This is a genomic window from Streptomyces sp. NPDC102360, from assembly GCF_044766085.1.
Classification (GTDB): Bacteria; Actinomycetota; Actinomycetes; order Streptomycetales; family Streptomycetaceae; genus Streptomyces.
Map to the genome: position 1 here is coordinate 1 of NZ_JBIWLG010000020.1, position 15,079 is coordinate 15,079.

The window sequence follows — 15,079 nt, forward strand, 5'->3', positions numbered from 1 at the left end:
CAAATCAAGCCCCTCCGGCGATTGAGGCTGCGTCACTCAAGCCCCGCCGGCGATTGAGGCGCGGGGTATGGGGCAGAGCCCCAAGCCCAGCCACGGCTACCCGGCGAGCGCCCCGGGGCTCCGCCCCGGACCCCGCTGGCTCTCGTCCACAAGGCGGGGCTTGATTGGCTCAACCGCCGGAGGCCCTAGGCCGCGCCGACCTGTTCGGCGACCGTGACACGGCCGACCAGGTCCTCGTACGTCGACGGGTCGAATTCGCCGGCGACGGGGGACACGACGGTCGCCGCCGAGAGTGCCACCGCTCGGGCGAGCCGCTGGGGCCACGGAAGGTGGTCGACGTGGCCGGACAGCAGCCCCGCCACGGCGGAGTCACCCGCCCCCGTCGGGTTCCCGGTGAGGTGGCCCGGCGCCGGTGCCCGCCACTCCCCGTCCGCCGTAAGGGCGCACAGCCCCTCCGCCCCGAGCGACGCGACCACCGCATGCGCCCCGCGGCGCCGCGTGTCCTTCATGGCCTGCAACGGCTCGTGGGAGCCGGTGAGTTCGGCCAGCTCGTCCGCGTTCGGCTTTACCAGGTCGGGGCGCGCCGCGACGCCGCGGCGCAGCGGTTCGCCGCTGGTATCCAACAGCACTGGGACGGAAGCGGCACGCGCCGCGCGCACCAGCGTCGCGTAGGCGCCGACCGGGACGCCCGGCGGCAGGCTGCCGCACAGGGCGACCGCGGAGGCGGAGCGCAGCAGATCCGCGTACGCCTCCTGGAAGGCCGCCCACTCGGCGGGCGTGATCGTCGGGCCCGGCTCGTTGAGCTGCGTCGTGTCGCCGGTCGAGGCGTCGGCGACGGCGATCGTGCGCCGGGTCGTGCCGGAGACGGGTACCAGTGCGTCCGCGACACCCGGGGTGCCGAGCAGCTGGTCCTGGAGCGTGCGGCCCGTCGCGCCGCCCACGAACCCCGTCACGGCCACCTCGTGACCGAGCGCGGCGAGCACCCGCGCCACGTTCAGACCCTTGCCGCCGGGCCGCTCGGTGACCTCGGTGACGCGGTGCGTCGTGTGCGGGCGCAGGGACCGCACCCGGTACGTGATGTCGAGTGCGGTGTTCAGCGTGACCGTGAGGATCACAGGACCTCACCCCCCTTACGTACTTTCAGTAACGGGGCCTGATCATGCCAAAGTCAAGGCGGTTGGCCCAGGCCGCGGACCAACCGCCTTGTATCGGTCGGGAGTTAACGCCGGTGTTACGGCCGGACCAGCCACTCGCCCTTGCGCAGCACGCCCTTGACCTCGAACTCCGCGTCCAGGACCACGAGGTCGGCGTCCTTGCCGGGCTCCAGCGAGCCCACCTTGTCGTAGATGCCGAGGAGTTGGGCCGGGTTGGCGGAGATGGCCCGGACGACGTCCTCGACGGGCAGTTTGTCGATCGTGACCGCCCGCTTGAACGCCCGGTCGAGGGTGAGCGTCGAGCCGGCGATGGAGCCGCCCTCCACGAGCCGCGCCACGCTGTCCTTCACCTCGACCTCCAGCGGGCCGAGCATGTAGCGCCCGTCGCCGAACCCGGCCGCGTCCATCGCGTCGGTGATGAACGCGACCTTCTCCGCGCCCTTGTGATGGAACGCCAGCTCCAGGGCGGCCGGGTGCAGATGTGTGCCGTCGTTGATCAGTTCGACGGTGATCCGCTCGTCCTCCAGGAGCGCCGCGATCGGCCCGGGGTCGCGGTGGCCGAGGGCGGGCATCGCGTTGAACAGGTGCGTGGCGACCGTGGCGCCCGCGTCGACGGCCTCCACCGTCTGCTCGTACGTCGCGTCGGTGTGGCCGATCGCGGCGAGCACGCCGTGCTCGGCGAGGAGGCGTACGGAGTCGATGCCGCCGGGCCGTTCGGTGGCGAGCGTGACCATCCTGGCCTGGCCGCGGGCGGCGTCGAGCAGCTTGCGGACCTCGGCCGGGTCGGGGTCGCGCAGCAGCGTCTCGTCGTGGGCGCCCTTGCGGCACGGCGAGATGAACGGGCCCTCGAAGTGGATGCCCGCGATCTCCCCGTGCTCGGCCAGCTCGGAGAGCAGTCCCGCACGCTGGACGAGGAAGTCCATGCTGCCGGTGACGAAGGACGCGACGGCCGTGGTCGTGCCGTGCTGGCGGTGCGTCCGCAGGCCCGTGAGGATCTCGTCGAGCGTGCCGGAGGTGAAGGACGCGCCGCCGCCGCCGTGGTTGTGCATGTCGACGAAGCCGGGGACCACCCAGTGGCCGGTCAGGTCGAGGGTCTCGGCACCGTCGGGAGCGCTCCCGACGATCCGCGTGCCGTCGACGATGACGCGTCCGTCGGTGACGGTCCCGGTGGGCAGCACCACCTGGGCACCGGCGAGCACCTTTGCTGTGGCCATCAGGCGGTTACCTCCGTGGTGTCGACAGTGACGTCGGCTAGCAGGTCCCAGGCGAGCAGTCCCGCGCCCAGGCATCCGGCGCTGTCCCCGAGGACGGCCGGGACGATCGTGGGGAGCGCCTGGAAGGTGACGCGCTCCGCGACGGCCGCGCGCAGGGGCGTGAACAAGGTTTCCCCGGCCTCGGCGAGCCCGCCACCGATGATCAGCGTGCGGGGGTCCAGCAGAGTGAGCGCGAGCACAAGGCCGTCGGCGAGCGCGTCCACCGCGTCCTGCCAGACCCGGACCGCCTTCGGGTCTCCCGCGTCGACGGCCTTCGCGCAGTCCGCCGCGGTCGCCTTCTCGTCGCCGCTCGCCTCCTGCCAGGCCAGGGTGACCGCGGAGGCGGAGGCGTACCGCTCCAGGCAGCCGCGCTGACCGCAGCCGCAGGCCACGCCGCCGGGGCGGACGACCACATGGCCGATCTCGCCGGCGGAGCCGTGCGCGCCGGGCTCGATGCGCCCGTCGATGCCGATGGCGCCGGCGATCCCGGTGCCCAGCGGCATGAACAGGAACCGGTCGGCGTCCTTGCCCGCCCCGAGCCGGCCCTCGCCGAGCCCGCCGGTGCGCACGTCGTGGCCGAGGGCCACGGGGATGCCGCCGAGCCGCTCGCTGAGCAGGGACCGCATGGGTACGTCGCGCCAGCCGAGGTTGGCCGCGAACAGGGCGATGCCGTTCGTCTCGTCCACGACGCCGGGCACCGCGACGCCCGCGGCGCGGGCGGGCTCGCCGAGGTGCTTCTCGCCGTACGCGCGCAGGTCGGCGGCGAAGCCGAGGATCGACTCCACGACCGCGTCGGCGCCGCGCTCGCGCTGGGTCGCCCGGCGCGCCTGGTGCAGCAGATTGCCGTCGGCCCCGACCAGGGCGGCCTTCATCCCGGTGCCGCCCACGTCCAGGGCGATGACATGTTTCACGGGGGACAGTCTCGCGCGTCCACCCTTGAGAGGTCTAGTCCAGTCCCCCCTCGTTTCCGCTGTGGCGCCCATGTGGTGTAGACCTTCCGGGGGACCATGGGACAGGCCTGTGGCGCGAGGGACACAGTTGGAGTGCGGCAGTGCGCAAGGGGAGGACGGCTCTGACCGTGGCGGCCGCGCTCGGAGTAGTGGCCGCGTCGTCGCTGCTCACAGCCTGTGGAAGCGGCGGCTCGGACGACGCCGTCACGCTGCGGCTGGTCGCGGCCGACTACGGCGACTCCAAGGCCAACAGCTCCCAGAAGTACTGGGACGACCTCGCCGCCGGCTTCGAGAAGCAGCACCCGAACATCAAGGTCGACGTCGACGTCCACTCCTGGGACGTCGTCGACAAGAAGGTCAAGGACATGGTCGCCGCGGGCCACGCGCCCGACATGGCGCAGATCGGCGCGTACGCCGACTACGCCGCGGCGGGCAAGCTGTACCCCGTCGACAAGCTGCTCTCGGTCCCCGTCCAGGCCGATTTCATCGGTCAGATGAGCCAGGCGGGCGAGATCAAGGGCGCGCAGTACGGCATGCCGTTCGCCGCCTCCACGCGCCGCCTCTTCTACAACAAGAAGCTCTTCACCGAGGCCGGCATCACGCCGCCGAAGACGTGGGCCGACCTCGTATCCGACGCCAAGGCGCTCAAGGCGCAGGGCGTGCGCTACCCCTTCGCGCTGCCGCTCGGCACGGAAGAGGCGCAGGCCGAGACGCTGATCTGGACGCTCAGCAACGGCGGCGGCTACACCGACAACGTCGGCAGCTACGCCCTCGACGACAAGAAGAACGTCGAAGCGCTGTCCTGGCTCAAGAACAACCTGGTCACCAAGGGCCTCACCGGCCCGACCGCCCCCGCGAAGCTCAACCGCACGCCCGCGTTCCAGGCCTTCGCCAAGGGCCAGGTCGGCATGTTGTCGGGCCACCCCACGCTGATGAACATGGCGAAGGCCAAGGGCGTCGACTACGGAGACGTGGCCATCCCCGGTCCGTCCGGCACGCCCAGGTCCACGATGGGCGTCAACGACTGGATGATGGCGTTCAAGCAGGGCGGCCACCCCAAGGAGACCGGGGCGTTCCTCGACTACGCGTACAACAAGAAGAACGTCCTCGAGTTCTCCCGCAAGTACACCGTCGCGCCGGTCACGGTCTCCGCGTCGAACGCGATGACGTCCTCGGCGAAGGACAAGGCGCTGCGTCCGTTCATCGACGAGCTCGCGGGCGCGACGTACTACCCGGCCAACAAGACGTCCTGGCCCGAGGTGAGCGCCGAGATCAAGAAGCAGATCGGCTCCACGGTGGCTCCGCAGGGGAGTGCGGCGGGGACGCTCGGGTCGATCCAGAACGATGCGGCGGCGGCGGAATCCGCCGAGTAGCGTGAGCCGTATGGATGCTCTCGGCGATCGCGAACGCGAGGTGCTCACGTTCGAGGGCCGTGGCTGGCCCTCGCCGGGAGCCAAGGAACGCGCGATCCGCGAGGACCTCGACCTCGCCCCCGTCCGCTACTACCAACTCCTGAACGCCCTCCTGGACGACCCCCGCGCCCTCGAATTCGCCCCGGTCACGGTGAACAGGCTGCGCCGGGTCCGGGACGCGCGCCGCCGCGAACGCTAACCCCCGGGGCTCCGCCCCGGACCCCGCTGCTCAATCGCCGCAGGGGCTTGAAATACCAACCCCCGCCGGGGCTTGAACTATCGCGCCCTGCCGGGATTGAACGATCAAGCCCCGCCGGCGATTGAGGCGCGGGGTCCGGGGCGGAGCCCCGTGGCGCAGGGACGGCGCGGCTATCGTCAACGGCATGGCAAGCCACGAGTACGCCCCCCGGACGACCGCAGGACGCGAGGGCCTGGACGCCCTCCTGGCCCACCCCCGGAGGGGAGTCGTCGCCATCGACTTCGACGGCACCCTCGCCCCCATCGTCCCCGACCCGGACCAGGCCCGCGCCCACCCCGACGCCGTCCCGGCCCTCGCCGCCCTGGCCCCGAAGGTCGCCTCCGTCGCGGTCGTCACCGGCCGCCCCGCGGCCACCGCGGTCCGCCACGGCGGCTTCGCCGGTGTCCCCGGCCTGGAACATCTCGTCGTCCTCGGCCACTACGGCGCCGAACGCTGGGACGCCGTCACCGGCACGGTGACCGCCCCCGCCCCGCACCCGGGCGTCGCCTCCGTACGCTCCGAACTCCCCGGCGTACTGGCCGAGTCGAACCTCTGGCACGACACGTACATCGAGGAGAAGGGCCGCGCCGTCGCTGTCCACACCCGCCGCGCGCGCGACCCGCGGGCCGCCTTCGAAACCCTCCGCGACCTCTTGGCCGAGCTCGCCGCCCGGCACGGCCTGATCGTGGAGCCGGGCCGCCTGGTCCTGGAGCTGCGCCCGCCCGGCGTCGACAAGGGCGTGGCGCTCACCGAGTACGTACGGGAGGTGGGCGCGGAGTCCGTCCTCTACGCGGGCGACGACCTCGGCGACCTCCCGGCCTTCGCGGCAGTGGAGAAGCTGCGCTCCGACGGGGTGCCCGGCCTCCTGGTGGCGGCGGACAGGGTCGTGCCCGAACTCGCCGAAAGGGCCGACCTGTTGGTGGACGGCCCCGCCGAACTGGCCGCCTTCTTCTCAGCCCTCGCGCAGCGCCTGTAGCTGGTCGAGGAACCACGTTCCCGGTGGCAGCGCCGTCGCCGCGGCGGCGAGCCGCTTCGTGCGTTCCGCCCGCTCGTCCCACGGCATGGCGAGCGCCTCCGCGAGGGCCCGCGAAGTCCCGCTCACGTCATAGGGGTTGACGGTCAGCGCGTCCTCGGCCAGCTCCTCGTACGCCCCCGCCTCCCGCGAGAGCACCAGCGCGCACCCGTCGTCGGAGACGACCGGCACCTCCTTGGCGACCAGGTTCATCCCGTCCCGGATGGGGTTCACCAGGGCCACGTCCGCGAGCCGGTACGCCGCGAGCGAGCGCGCGAAGTCGTCCTTCACGTGGAGTACGACCGGGGTCCAATCCTCCGTTCCCCACCGCGAGTTGATGGACTCGGCGACCCGCGCCACCTCGTCCGTGTAATCGCGGTACACGGCCAGGTCCTGCCGCGACGGATAGGCGAACGCGACGTGCACGACCCGCTCCCGCCACTCGGGCGCGGACTCAAGGAGCAGCTCGTACGCCCACAGCCCCCGCACGATGTTCTTCGACAGCTCGGTCCGGTCGACCCGGACGATCACCTTCCGTGACCCGTCCCCGCCGATCTGCGCCCGCAGCGCCGCAAGGCGTTCCTCCACGTCGTCCCGGTGCGCCCGCTCACGCAGGAAGTCCGCGTCGGCGCCGAGCCCGTGCACCCCGATCCGGGTCCCGGACGTGCCGCCGACGAGATGCGTACAGCAGTCGGTGAAGGCGTCCGCCCAGCGCCGGGTCAGGAAGGCACAGCGGTCGGCGCCGAGCATGCCCCTGAGCACCTGTTCGGCGATGTCGTCGGGCAGCATCCGGAAGTAGTCGACGGGCGCCCAGGGCGTGTGCGAGAAGTGCCCGATCCGCAGGTCGCCGCGGAGTTCGCGGAGCATCCCCGGCACCAGCGTCAGGTGATAGTCCTGCACGACCACGGTCGCGCCCGGCGCCGCCTCCTCGGCGAGCGCCTCGGCGAAGGCCCGGTTGTACGCCTCGTAGGACGCCCACCGCCTGCGGAACTCCGGGCCGAACGACGGCTCCAGAGGCGTCTGGTACAGCATGTGGTGCACGAACCACAGCACCGAGTTCGCGATCCCGTTGTACGCGTCCGTGTGCACGTCGGCGTCGATGTCGAGCATCCGTACGCCCGGCTCGGCGACCCCGCGCCGCACCGCCTCCCGGTCGCCGTCGCTCAGCGCCGAGCACACCCACAGTTTGTCCTCGACGACGCTGAGCGCCGACACCAGACCGCCCCCGCCGCGCTTCGCCGCGATCCCCCCGGCGTCGTCGACCTCGTACGAGACCGGGCCGCGGTTGGACGCGACGAGAACCTCAGCAGCACCATGCGTCGTGGAACTCATACGGGCACGCTAGCCCGGCCCGGAAACGTTCAAACGTAAGGCCGGGCCCCGACGGGGCCCGGCCGTATACGACACCTGCGGTCGGGTCAGCCCTTGCGGCCGCGGACGGCGGCGAGGATCAGCGCGCCGAGCCCGCACAGCGTGACGGCGAGGCCGCCGTACAGCGGCAGATTCGAGTCGGAACCGGTCTCGGCCATCTCGCCACCGTTCGGCGGGTTCGGCGGGGTGGGCCGGGCCTGCGGGCTCTGGGTGCCCGTCGATGGGGTCGGCTCGGGCGTCTGCGCACCCGGCTGCTCACCGGGCTGCTCACTGGGCTGCTCGCTCGGCGCCGGGCTCGTCGGCGAGGGGCCGGCCGGCGAGGGGCTGGCCGGCGCCGGCGCCTCCCCGATGATGGGCGTGATGCCGCACCGCGCGTCGGGGGAGCCGTCCTCGCAGTTGGTGCGCGGGGTGTCGGCGGTGACGCTGTTCGTGAGCTTGCCGTCACCGCTCACCGGGTCGTTGACCTTCACGGAGTACGTCACGGTCGCCGTCTTCCCGGCCGGGATGTCACCGGTGAAGTTGATCTTCGGCTCGGTGTAGGAGACGTTCCCGATGCTCGCCGCCGCGTCGTCGTTGTACGTCGCGTCGTCGAGGTTCTCGGTGAGGTCGTCGGTGAACTTGGCGTTCGGGTACGGCAGCCGGCTGACGTTCTTCGCCTTCACCGTGTACGTGACCGTGTCGCCGGGCTCGACCTTGGCCGGGCTCGCCGTCTTGCTGATCTCCAGGTCGGGCACCGGGACGGACAGGGCGAGCGCCGAGGGGACGTAGGTGTCGCCCTTGGTGGAGAAGTCAAGCGTCGTGGACGTGGAGCCGACCGGGATCGGCTCGGCCCCCGCGGCGCGCGTGGTGCCGCTGCCCGTGACGTCGAACTCCTTCGCGTCGATGCTCAGGTTGTTGACCATCTTCGGGGCGAGGGCGCCGTCGTCCTCGGAGACGAAGAAGTTGTTGGTGTTGCCGGTGTGCGCCTCGGGGATGTTCCGGCCGCCGACGGCGAACTTGTCGCCCGGCGTGTTCCAGTCGCCCTCGTACGCGGTGACGCTCGCGTGCGGCGTGCCCGAGGTCCGGTAGAAGCCGTCCACGGTGACCCGGGTGGCCGGGGAGGTGGAGCGCTGCAGGACGTGGCCGCCGTAGACGTAGACGTTGCGGCGGTCCGGAGCGTAGGTCTCGTTCGGGGAGTCGTACTTGTAGACGACGGTCATCGACCAGCCGGCCACACAGCCCTTGCCGGTGGGCGCCCAGATGTCGCCGACCGAGACCGGGACCGGGGTGCCCGTGCCGGTGACCCCGCTGAAGAGGCCCGTCACGTCGGCCTCGCCCGTGTAGTAGTGCGGGCCGTTGGTCGAGGCGGGGTCCTTGACCAGGTTCTCGGGGGAGACCTTGGTCGGGGCCGTGCCGTTCACGCCGACCGAGGGCGTCGCGTCCAGCGGGTCGCCGGGCGAGGGGTCCACATCGGCGCCGGAGATGTCGCAGCGCTTCATCTGGGCCCCGCTCGGACCCTTGTACGTGCCGTCGTTGCCGCCGTAGAAGAGGCGGGCGTAGGCGACCTCGGCGCCGGGCGGGATGGTGACCCGGCCGGTGCTGGAGCCGTAGCCGTCCGTCGTCCCCGCGGTGTTGATCCGCTGCATGACGAACGTGTTGTTGTTGTCCTTGCCCTCGCCGTTGGCGGCGACGGCGCAGCGCGCGGCCATCGTGGCGTCGTCCGTCGGGCAGCCCATGACCGTGTTGCCGATGGTCTTGAAGTCGCCGTAGATCGATTCGTCGTAGCGCTTGGCGAAGGGGGAGACCACATCCGCGGAGGCGGGACTCGGCGCGAGGCCCGCCATGCCTGTCAGACAGGCGGCGAGGGTGGCGGTGACGGCGCACGCCGCCCTGCCCTTGAATTGTCTAAGCCACATAAAGGGCAAACTAGACAAAACATATGATTATGCGGCGCTTATGCCACGCGACGCTCCGCATACTCACCGATTTCGATCATCGGAGGCCGCTCCTCCGTGTCGACCGGGTGCGTTCGCGGCTCGAAGCCGTCCTCGCCGCGCTCGAACTGCGTGAGTACCGGCCTGACGAGGTGCCCGCGCGCGAGCCGCAGCTGGGCCGTGCGGTAGATCGCCGCCGCCATCCGGCCGAGCGCCTGCCCGTCCTGGTGCCGGTGCTTGCGCACGCCGACGTCGACCTGGGCGAGCGCGTCGAGGCCCACGGTGTGCAGCGCGTCCACGAGCAGGCCGAGCTCCACGCCGTATCCGACGGGGAACGGGAGCCGTTCGAGGAGCGAGCGCCGGGCCGCGTACTCGCCGCCCAACGGCTGGACGAATCCGGCCAGTTGGGGCCAGTGCAGATTGAGTATCGGCCGCGCCATCAGCTCGGTCACCCGGCCGCCCTCCCCGGTGGCCCCGGCCAGCGGGCGGTCGTACATCGCCTTCACGAAGTGCACGCCCGGCTCGGTCAGGAGCGGCCCGACGATCCCGGAGACGAAGTCCGCGGAGAACTCCCTCAGGTCGGCGTCGACGAAACACACGATGTCACCGGACGTGACGAACAGGGAGCGCCACAGCACCTCGCCCTTGCCGGGCCTGGCCGGGATCCGCGGCAGGATCGCGTCCCGGTGCTCGACGCGCGCCCCGGCCGCCGCCGCGACCTCGGAGGTGCGGTCGGTGGAGCCGGAGTCGATCACGACCAGTTCGTCGACGAGCGGCACCGCGTCCGTCATCAGCGTCCGCCGGATCTCGGAGACGATCTCGCCGACCGTCTCCTCCTCGTTCAGCGCGGGCAGTACGACACTCACCGTCTGCCCCGACGCGTGCTTGGCGGCGACCAACCGGTGCAGCGGAAGGTCCGCCACGGACCAGGAGCGCCTGTTCAGCCAGCGCTCGACCTCTTCCAGCACGGTCTGGTTTCCTTCCCTAAGGATCGCCATGTGATCCATCTCGCGGTTCGGACGACTATCTCTAGGGTCCGGGCCTTCGGTTACAGTCTTGAACAAGGCTGGTGACCATCGCATGCCGGGGGTCGCCTGCCGTACACAACTGAATCCACACAATCGAATACCGCTCATCCAGAGGGGCAGAGGGAAACGGCCCGTTGAAGCCCCGGCAACCCTCCCGCCGACCGCGAGGTCACGGTGGGGAAGGTGCCAATTCCGTCTCGCGGCGAGATGCGTCGCGAGGAAGATGAGGAGAGAGGGCCTCGCTCCATGTCCGTACAGACTGCCGCCACCGAAACCGCCGCCTCGACGGGCTCCGTCGACCTTGGTCCGGCCTCCGGCCTCTCCTGCCGCGAGTGCGGCGCCGTCGTCCCGCTCGGCCCTGTCTTCGCCTGCGCCGAGTGTTTCGGCCCCCTCGAAGTCGCGTACGACCTCCCCGTCGGTGACCCCGAGGCGCTCCGCAAGCAGATCGAGGCAGGGCCCGCCAACATCTGGCGCTACGCCCCGCTGCTGCCCGTCCCGGCCGACGTCGCCGAGAAGCCGAACATCAACCCCGGCTGGACCAAGCTCGTCAAGGCCGACAACCTCGGCCGTGAACTGGGCGTCGCCGAGGGCAAGTTGTTCGTCAAGGACGACTCCGGCAACCCGACGCACTCCTTCAAGGACCGCGTCGTCGCGCAGGCCATCGAGGCCGCCCGCGCCTTCGGCTTCACCACGCTCTCCTGCTCCTCCACCGGCAACCTGGCCGGCGCCGTCGGCGCCGCCGCCGCCCGTGCCGGCTTCCGGTCCTGCGTGTTCATCCCGCACGACCTGGAGCAGGGCAAGGTCGTCATGGCCGGTGTCTACGGCGGTGACCTCGTCGCCATCGAGGGCAACTACGACGACGTGAACCGCTTCTGCTCCGAGCTCATCGGCGACCCGCTGGGCGAGGGCTGGGGCTTCGTCAACGTCAACCTGCGCCCGTACTACGGCGAGGGCTCCAAGACGCTCGCGTACGAGATCTGCGAGCAGCTCGGCTGGCAGCTCCCGGACCAGCTGGTCATCCCGATCGCGTCCGGCTCGCAGTTCACGAAGATCGACAAGGGCCTGAAGGAGCTGATCAAGCTCGGCCTCGTCGAGGACAAGCCCTACAAGCTCTTCGGCGCCCAGGCCGAGGGCTGCTCCCCGGTCTCCGTCGCCTACAAGGGCGGCCACGACGTGGTCCGCCCGCAGAAGCCGACGACCATCGCCAAGTCCCTCGCCATCGGCAACCCCGCCGACGGCCCCTACGTCCTCGACATCGCGCGCCGCACCGGCGGCGCCGTGGAGGACGTGAACGACGAGCAGGTCGTCGACGCGATCAAGCTGCTCGCGCGCACGGAGGGCATCTTCGCGGAGACCGCCGGCGGTGTGACGCTGGGCGTCACGAAGAAGCTCATCGAGTCGGGTCACATCGACCCGTCGCTGACCACGGTGGTCCTGAACACCGGTGACGGCCTCAAGACGCTTGACGCGGTCGCCGATTCGTCTCAGGCCACGGCCACGATCCGGCCCAGCCTCGACGCGTTCCGCGAGGCCGGCCTCGCCGCCGACCACTGAGCCCGACCGACTTGTAGCAACAGGAGTTACCACCATGAGCGTCAACGTTCGCATCCCCACCATCCTGCGCACCTACACCGGCGGCAAGGCCGAGGTCGCCGCCGAGGGCGCCACCCTCGCCGATGTCATCGCCGACCTCGAGAAGAACCACACCGGTATCGCCGCCCGCGTCCTCGACGACCAGGGCAAGCTGCGCCGCTTCGTGAACGTGTACGTGAACGACGACGACGTCCGCTTCGAGCAGGGCCTCGAGACGTCGACGCCGGACGGCGCGGGCGTCTCGATCATTCCGGCCGTCGCCGGCGGCTGATCGTCGGGCAGGGCGCGGACGACTGATCGTTCGCGTTCTACGCTGAGTTATCCGAATTGCCCTCTCCGCCAGAGAAGCGGAGGGGGCAATTCTGCATGGTTGAGCGCGGTACAGTTGGGGAAGTTGCTGCGTTTCCCCGAGCGGTGCATGACGGGCGCATATGAGTTCTCGCCCGAAGCCCGACAAGAAGTAGCCAAAGTGCTCGGCCCTTTCGGGCCTTTTACGGCATTTACGCGGCCCGACTTGACCTGGAATCCGGTGAGTTGGCCCGGTTCCCCCGATCTGGTGTGCCCAGAATTCTCGTCCGACTGACCTGTTGCAGACGGCAGTTGGGCAGATACATTCAGCCGCGGTCGACGCGTTCCGGCGCACACCCCCATATCCCATGGGGCGTGAGGTCTGACCCGGGTCCGCGAAGTGCGGTCCTGCGTAAGGGCCAGTAATAGGGGAGTTAGGCATGGCTCAGGGCACCGTCAAGTGGTTCAACGCGGAGAAGGGGTACGGCTTCATCGCGGTCGACGGTGGTGCGGATGTGTTCGTCCACTACAGCGCGATTCAGATGGACGGCTACCGCACCCTCGAAGAGGGTCAGCGGGTGGAATTCGAGATCTCGCAGGGCCAGAAGGGGCCGCAGGCCGACATGGTCCGCGTGGCCGCCGGCTGAACGCGCGTCCGACTGCAAGCTTGCACGTCGCACGTCATGGAGGGCTCGTCTCCCGGGTTGACCGGGGACGGGCCCTTCGTGCTACCTGCGCGTTCACTGGACGGCCTTGCACTCGAGGGGGTCGAGTGCTAATCATTGGGCTTAGCACTCTCCGAGTGAGAGTGACAGAACTTGGATCGGGTCGGTGAGGTCCGGGGGCCGGGTGGTGCAAGGAACCACAAGGCCTGCAGGCCGTCCGTCGCGGGCACCAGCACGGTCCGTTTGCTTGCTTTTCCACCCCGTCCGGGAGGACCACTTCACATGGCCAAGATCATCGCGTTCGACGAGGAGGCACGGCGCGGCCTCGAGCGCGGCATGAACCAGCTCGCCGACGCCGTCAAGGTGACCCTGGGCCCCAAGGGTCGCAACGTCGTCCTCGAGAAGAAGTGGGGCGCCCCCACGATCACCAACGATGGTGTGTCCATCGCCAAGGAGATCGAGCTCGAGGACCCGTACGAGAAGATCGGCGCCGAGCTGGTCAAGGAGGTCGCGAAGAAGACGGACGACGTCGCCGGTGACGGCACGACGACCGCGACCGTCCTGGCCCAGGCGCTCGTTCGCGAAGGCCTTCGCAACGTAGCCGCCGGCGCCAACCCGATGGCCCTCAAGCGCGGCATCGAGCGCGCCACCGAGGCCGTCTCCGCCGCCCTCCTCGAGCAGGCCAAGGAGGTGGAGACCAAGGAGCAGATCGCCTCCACCGCCTCCATCTCGGCCGCCGACACCCAGATCGGCGAGCTCATCGCCGAGGCGATGGACAAGGTCGGCAAGGAAGGCGTCATCACCGTCGAGGAGTCGCAGACCTTCGGTCTGGAGCTCGAGCTCACCGAGGGCATGCGCTTCGACAAGGGCTACATCTCGGCGTACTTCGCCACCGACATGGAGCGTATGGAGGCCTCGCTCGAGGACCCGTACATCCTGATCGTCAACTCGAAGATCGGCAACGTGAAGGACCTCCTTCCGCTGCTCGAGAAGGTCATGCAGTCCGGCAAGCCGCTGCTGATCATCGCCGAGGACGTCGAGGGCGAGGCCCTGTCGACCCTGGTCGTCAACAAGATCCGTGGCACCTTCAAGTCCGTCGCCGTCAAGGCCCCGGGCTTCGGTGACCGCCGCAAGGCCATGCTCGGCGACATCGCCATCCTCACGGGCGGCACGGTCATCTCCGAGGAGGTCGGCCTCAAGCTCGAGAACGCCGGTCTCGACCTGCTCGGCCGCGCCCGCAAGGTCGTCATCACCAAGGACGAGACGACGATCGTCGACGGCTCCGGTGAGAGCGACCAGGTCCAGGGTCGCGTCAACCAGATCCGTGCCGAGATCGAGAACAGCGACTCGGACTACGACCGCGAGAAGCTCCAGGAGCGCCTCGCCAAGCTCGCCGGCGGCGTGGCCGTCATCAAGGCGGGCGCGGCCACCGAGGTCGAGCTCAAGGAGCGCAAGCACCGCATCGAGGACGCCGTTCGCAACGCGAAGGCGGCCGTCGAAGAGGGCATCGTCGCCGGTGGTGGCGTGGCCCTCCTCCAGGCCTCCGCGGTGTTCGAGAAGCTGGAGCTCGAGGGTGACGAGGCGACCGGCGCCAACGCCGTGAAGCTCGCCCTGGAGGCCCCGCTCAAGCAGATCGCCGTCAACGGTGGTCTCGAGGGTGGCGTCGTCGTGGAGAAGGTGCGCAACCTGACCGTCGGTCACGGTCTGAACGCCGCCACGGGTGACTACGTCGACATGATCGCCGAGGGCATCATCGACCCGGCGAAGGTCACGCGCTCCGCGCTGCAGAACGCCGCGTCGATCGCCGCGCTGTTCCTCACGACCGAGGCCGTCATCGCCGACAAGCCGGAGAAGGCGGGCGCTGCGCCGGCCGGTGGCGGTATGCCGGGCGGTGACATGGACTTCTGAGCCGGTCGCGGTTCAGCTCGTCTGTAGCTGAGGGCGGCTCCGTCTCCACGTGAGACGGGGCCGCCCTCAGCTTTTTGTTGCCCCCAGCCGTGGTTGACGTCTCGGGGCGCTGCCCCGGACCCCGCGCCTCAATCGCCGGCGGGGCTTCGGTGTCAGGTGGTGGGGAGGCGAGGTAGGTGATCAGGGCCGCGACCTCTTCTGGTTCGACGAGCCGGCCGATGAGCATGCCCATGGTTGAGGGCAGCCCCGCAGGGAGGTCGGCGTGGGGGACGCCCGTCGGGGCCGCGAGCCCGG

13 protein-coding genes and 1 riboswitch are annotated in these 15,079 nt (G+C 70.2%); of the genes, 7 read left to right on the forward strand and 6 right to left on the reverse strand.

What is annotated here, in order from left to right; translation table 11 throughout:
• Window positions 1–185: 185 nt before the first annotated feature.
• From ACIRHA_RS40910 to ACIRHA_RS40920, 3 genes are all read right to left on the reverse strand, one after another.
• The gene (locus ACIRHA_RS40910) at window positions 186–1,115 is read right to left on the reverse strand and encodes a 1-phosphofructokinase family hexose kinase (RefSeq protein ID WP_403856565.1); all 930 of its coding nucleotides are present in this window, start codon (window positions 1,113–1,115) and stop codon (window positions 186–188) included.
• 116 nt (window positions 1,116–1,231) lie between these two features.
• Window positions 1,232–2,368, reverse strand: a complete 1,137-nt coding sequence (gene nagA / locus ACIRHA_RS40915; RefSeq protein ID WP_403856567.1) for an N-acetylglucosamine-6-phosphate deacetylase — start codon at window positions 2,366–2,368, stop codon at window positions 1,232–1,234.
• The gene (locus tag ACIRHA_RS40920; protein ID WP_403856569.1) at window positions 2,368–3,318 is read right to left on the reverse strand and encodes an ROK family protein; all 951 of its coding nucleotides are present in this window, start codon (window positions 3,316–3,318) and stop codon (window positions 2,368–2,370) included. Before ACIRHA_RS40920 ends, nagA begins: the two co-directional genes overlap by 1 nt.
• Before the next feature lie 140 nt (window positions 3,319–3,458).
• On the opposite strand from ACIRHA_RS40920, the gene ACIRHA_RS40925 reads away from it, so the two are divergent.
• The 3 genes from ACIRHA_RS40925 to otsB all read left to right on the forward strand — a co-directional run bounded on the left by ACIRHA_RS40925 (window position 3,459) and on the right by otsB (window position 5,983).
• Window positions 3,459–4,730: an ABC transporter substrate-binding protein gene (locus ACIRHA_RS40925; protein ID WP_403856571.1), complete on the forward strand. Its 1,272-nt coding sequence runs from the start codon at window positions 3,459–3,461 to the stop codon at window positions 4,728–4,730.
• A 10-nt stretch (window positions 4,731–4,740) separates the two neighbouring features.
• On the forward strand, window positions 4,741–4,968 hold the full coding sequence (locus ACIRHA_RS40930; protein WP_403856573.1) for a DUF3263 domain-containing protein: 228 nt from the start codon (window positions 4,741–4,743) through the stop codon (window positions 4,966–4,968).
• 184 nt (window positions 4,969–5,152) lie between these two features.
• Window positions 5,153–5,983, forward strand: a complete 831-nt coding sequence (gene otsB, locus ACIRHA_RS40935) for a trehalose-phosphatase (RefSeq protein ID WP_403856575.1) — start codon at window positions 5,153–5,155, stop codon at window positions 5,981–5,983.
• Here the strand turns inward: otsB and ACIRHA_RS40940 are convergent.
• The 3 genes from ACIRHA_RS40940 to ACIRHA_RS40950 form a co-directional block, all read right to left on the reverse strand.
• Window positions 5,960–7,351 carry a trehalose-6-phosphate synthase gene (locus ACIRHA_RS40940; RefSeq protein ID WP_403856577.1) on the reverse strand — a complete coding sequence of 464 codons (1,392 nt, stop codon included), beginning with the start codon at window positions 7,349–7,351 and terminating at the stop codon, window positions 5,960–5,962. The genes otsB and ACIRHA_RS40940 overlap by 24 nt on opposite strands.
• An 86-nt stretch (window positions 7,352–7,437) precedes the next feature.
• On the reverse strand, window positions 7,438–9,285 hold the full coding sequence (locus ACIRHA_RS40945; RefSeq protein WP_403856579.1) for a hypothetical protein: 1,848 nt from the start codon (window positions 9,283–9,285) through the stop codon (window positions 7,438–7,440).
• Window positions 9,286–9,323: 38 nt separating this feature from the next.
• The gene (locus ACIRHA_RS40950; RefSeq protein ID WP_403856721.1) at window positions 9,324–10,271 is read right to left on the reverse strand and encodes a glucosyl-3-phosphoglycerate synthase; all 948 of its coding nucleotides are present in this window, start codon (window positions 10,269–10,271) and stop codon (window positions 9,324–9,326) included.
• Window positions 10,272–10,432: 161 nt separating this feature from the next.
• Window positions 10,433–10,561: riboswitch (SAM riboswitch) on the forward strand.
• 16 nt (window positions 10,562–10,577) lie between these two features.
• Here ACIRHA_RS40950 and thrC point away from each other — a divergent pair.
• The 4 genes from thrC (at window position 10,578) to groL (ending at window position 14,785) form a co-directional block, all read left to right on the forward strand.
• A complete protein-coding gene (thrC, locus tag ACIRHA_RS40955; protein WP_403856580.1) occupies window positions 10,578–11,885 on the forward strand; it encodes a threonine synthase in 1,308 nt (435 codons plus the stop codon).
• 34 nt (window positions 11,886–11,919) lie between these two features.
• Window positions 11,920–12,195 (forward strand): ubiquitin-like small modifier protein 1, encoded by a 276-nt coding sequence (locus ACIRHA_RS40960; protein ID WP_403856582.1) that lies wholly within the window; start codon window positions 11,920–11,922, stop codon window positions 12,193–12,195.
• 457 nt (window positions 12,196–12,652) lie between these two features.
• Window positions 12,653–12,859 carry a cold-shock protein gene (locus ACIRHA_RS40965; RefSeq protein ID WP_030576453.1) on the forward strand — a complete coding sequence of 69 codons (207 nt, stop codon included), beginning with the start codon at window positions 12,653–12,655 and terminating at the stop codon, window positions 12,857–12,859.
• A gap of 300 nt (window positions 12,860–13,159) precedes the next feature.
• Window positions 13,160–14,785 (forward strand): chaperonin GroEL, encoded by a 1,626-nt coding sequence (gene groL, locus ACIRHA_RS40970; RefSeq protein ID WP_266712587.1) that lies wholly within the window; start codon window positions 13,160–13,162, stop codon window positions 14,783–14,785.
• Window positions 14,786–15,079 lie beyond the last annotated feature (294 nt).

Bases quoted from the DNA above. Each gene is read 5' to 3' on its own strand.
- nagA (WP_403856567.1), bottom strand. From the start codon at position 2,368: ATGGCCACAGCAAAGGTGCTCGCCGGTGCCCAGGTGGTGCTGCCCACC.
- ACIRHA_RS40930 (WP_403856573.1), top strand. From the start codon at position 4,741: ATGGATGCTCTCGGCGATCGCGAACGCGAGGTGCTCACGTTCGAGGGC.
- otsB (WP_403856575.1), top strand. From the start codon at position 5,153: ATGGCAAGCCACGAGTACGCCCCCCGGACGACCGCAGGACGCGAGGGC.
- ACIRHA_RS40940 (WP_403856577.1), bottom strand. From the start codon at position 7,351: ATGAGTTCCACGACGCATGGTGCTGCTGAGGTTCTCGTCGCGTCCAAC.
- ACIRHA_RS40945 (WP_403856579.1), bottom strand. From the start codon at position 9,285: ATGTGGCTTAGACAATTCAAGGGCAGGGCGGCGTGCGCCGTCACCGCC.
- thrC (WP_403856580.1), top strand. From the start codon at position 10,578: ATGTCCGTACAGACTGCCGCCACCGAAACCGCCGCCTCGACGGGCTCC.
- ACIRHA_RS40960 (WP_403856582.1), top strand. From the start codon at position 11,920: ATGAGCGTCAACGTTCGCATCCCCACCATCCTGCGCACCTACACCGGC.
- ACIRHA_RS40965 (WP_030576453.1), top strand. From the start codon at position 12,653: ATGGCTCAGGGCACCGTCAAGTGGTTCAACGCGGAGAAGGGGTACGGC.
- groL (WP_266712587.1), top strand. From the start codon at position 13,160: ATGGCCAAGATCATCGCGTTCGACGAGGAGGCACGGCGCGGCCTCGAG.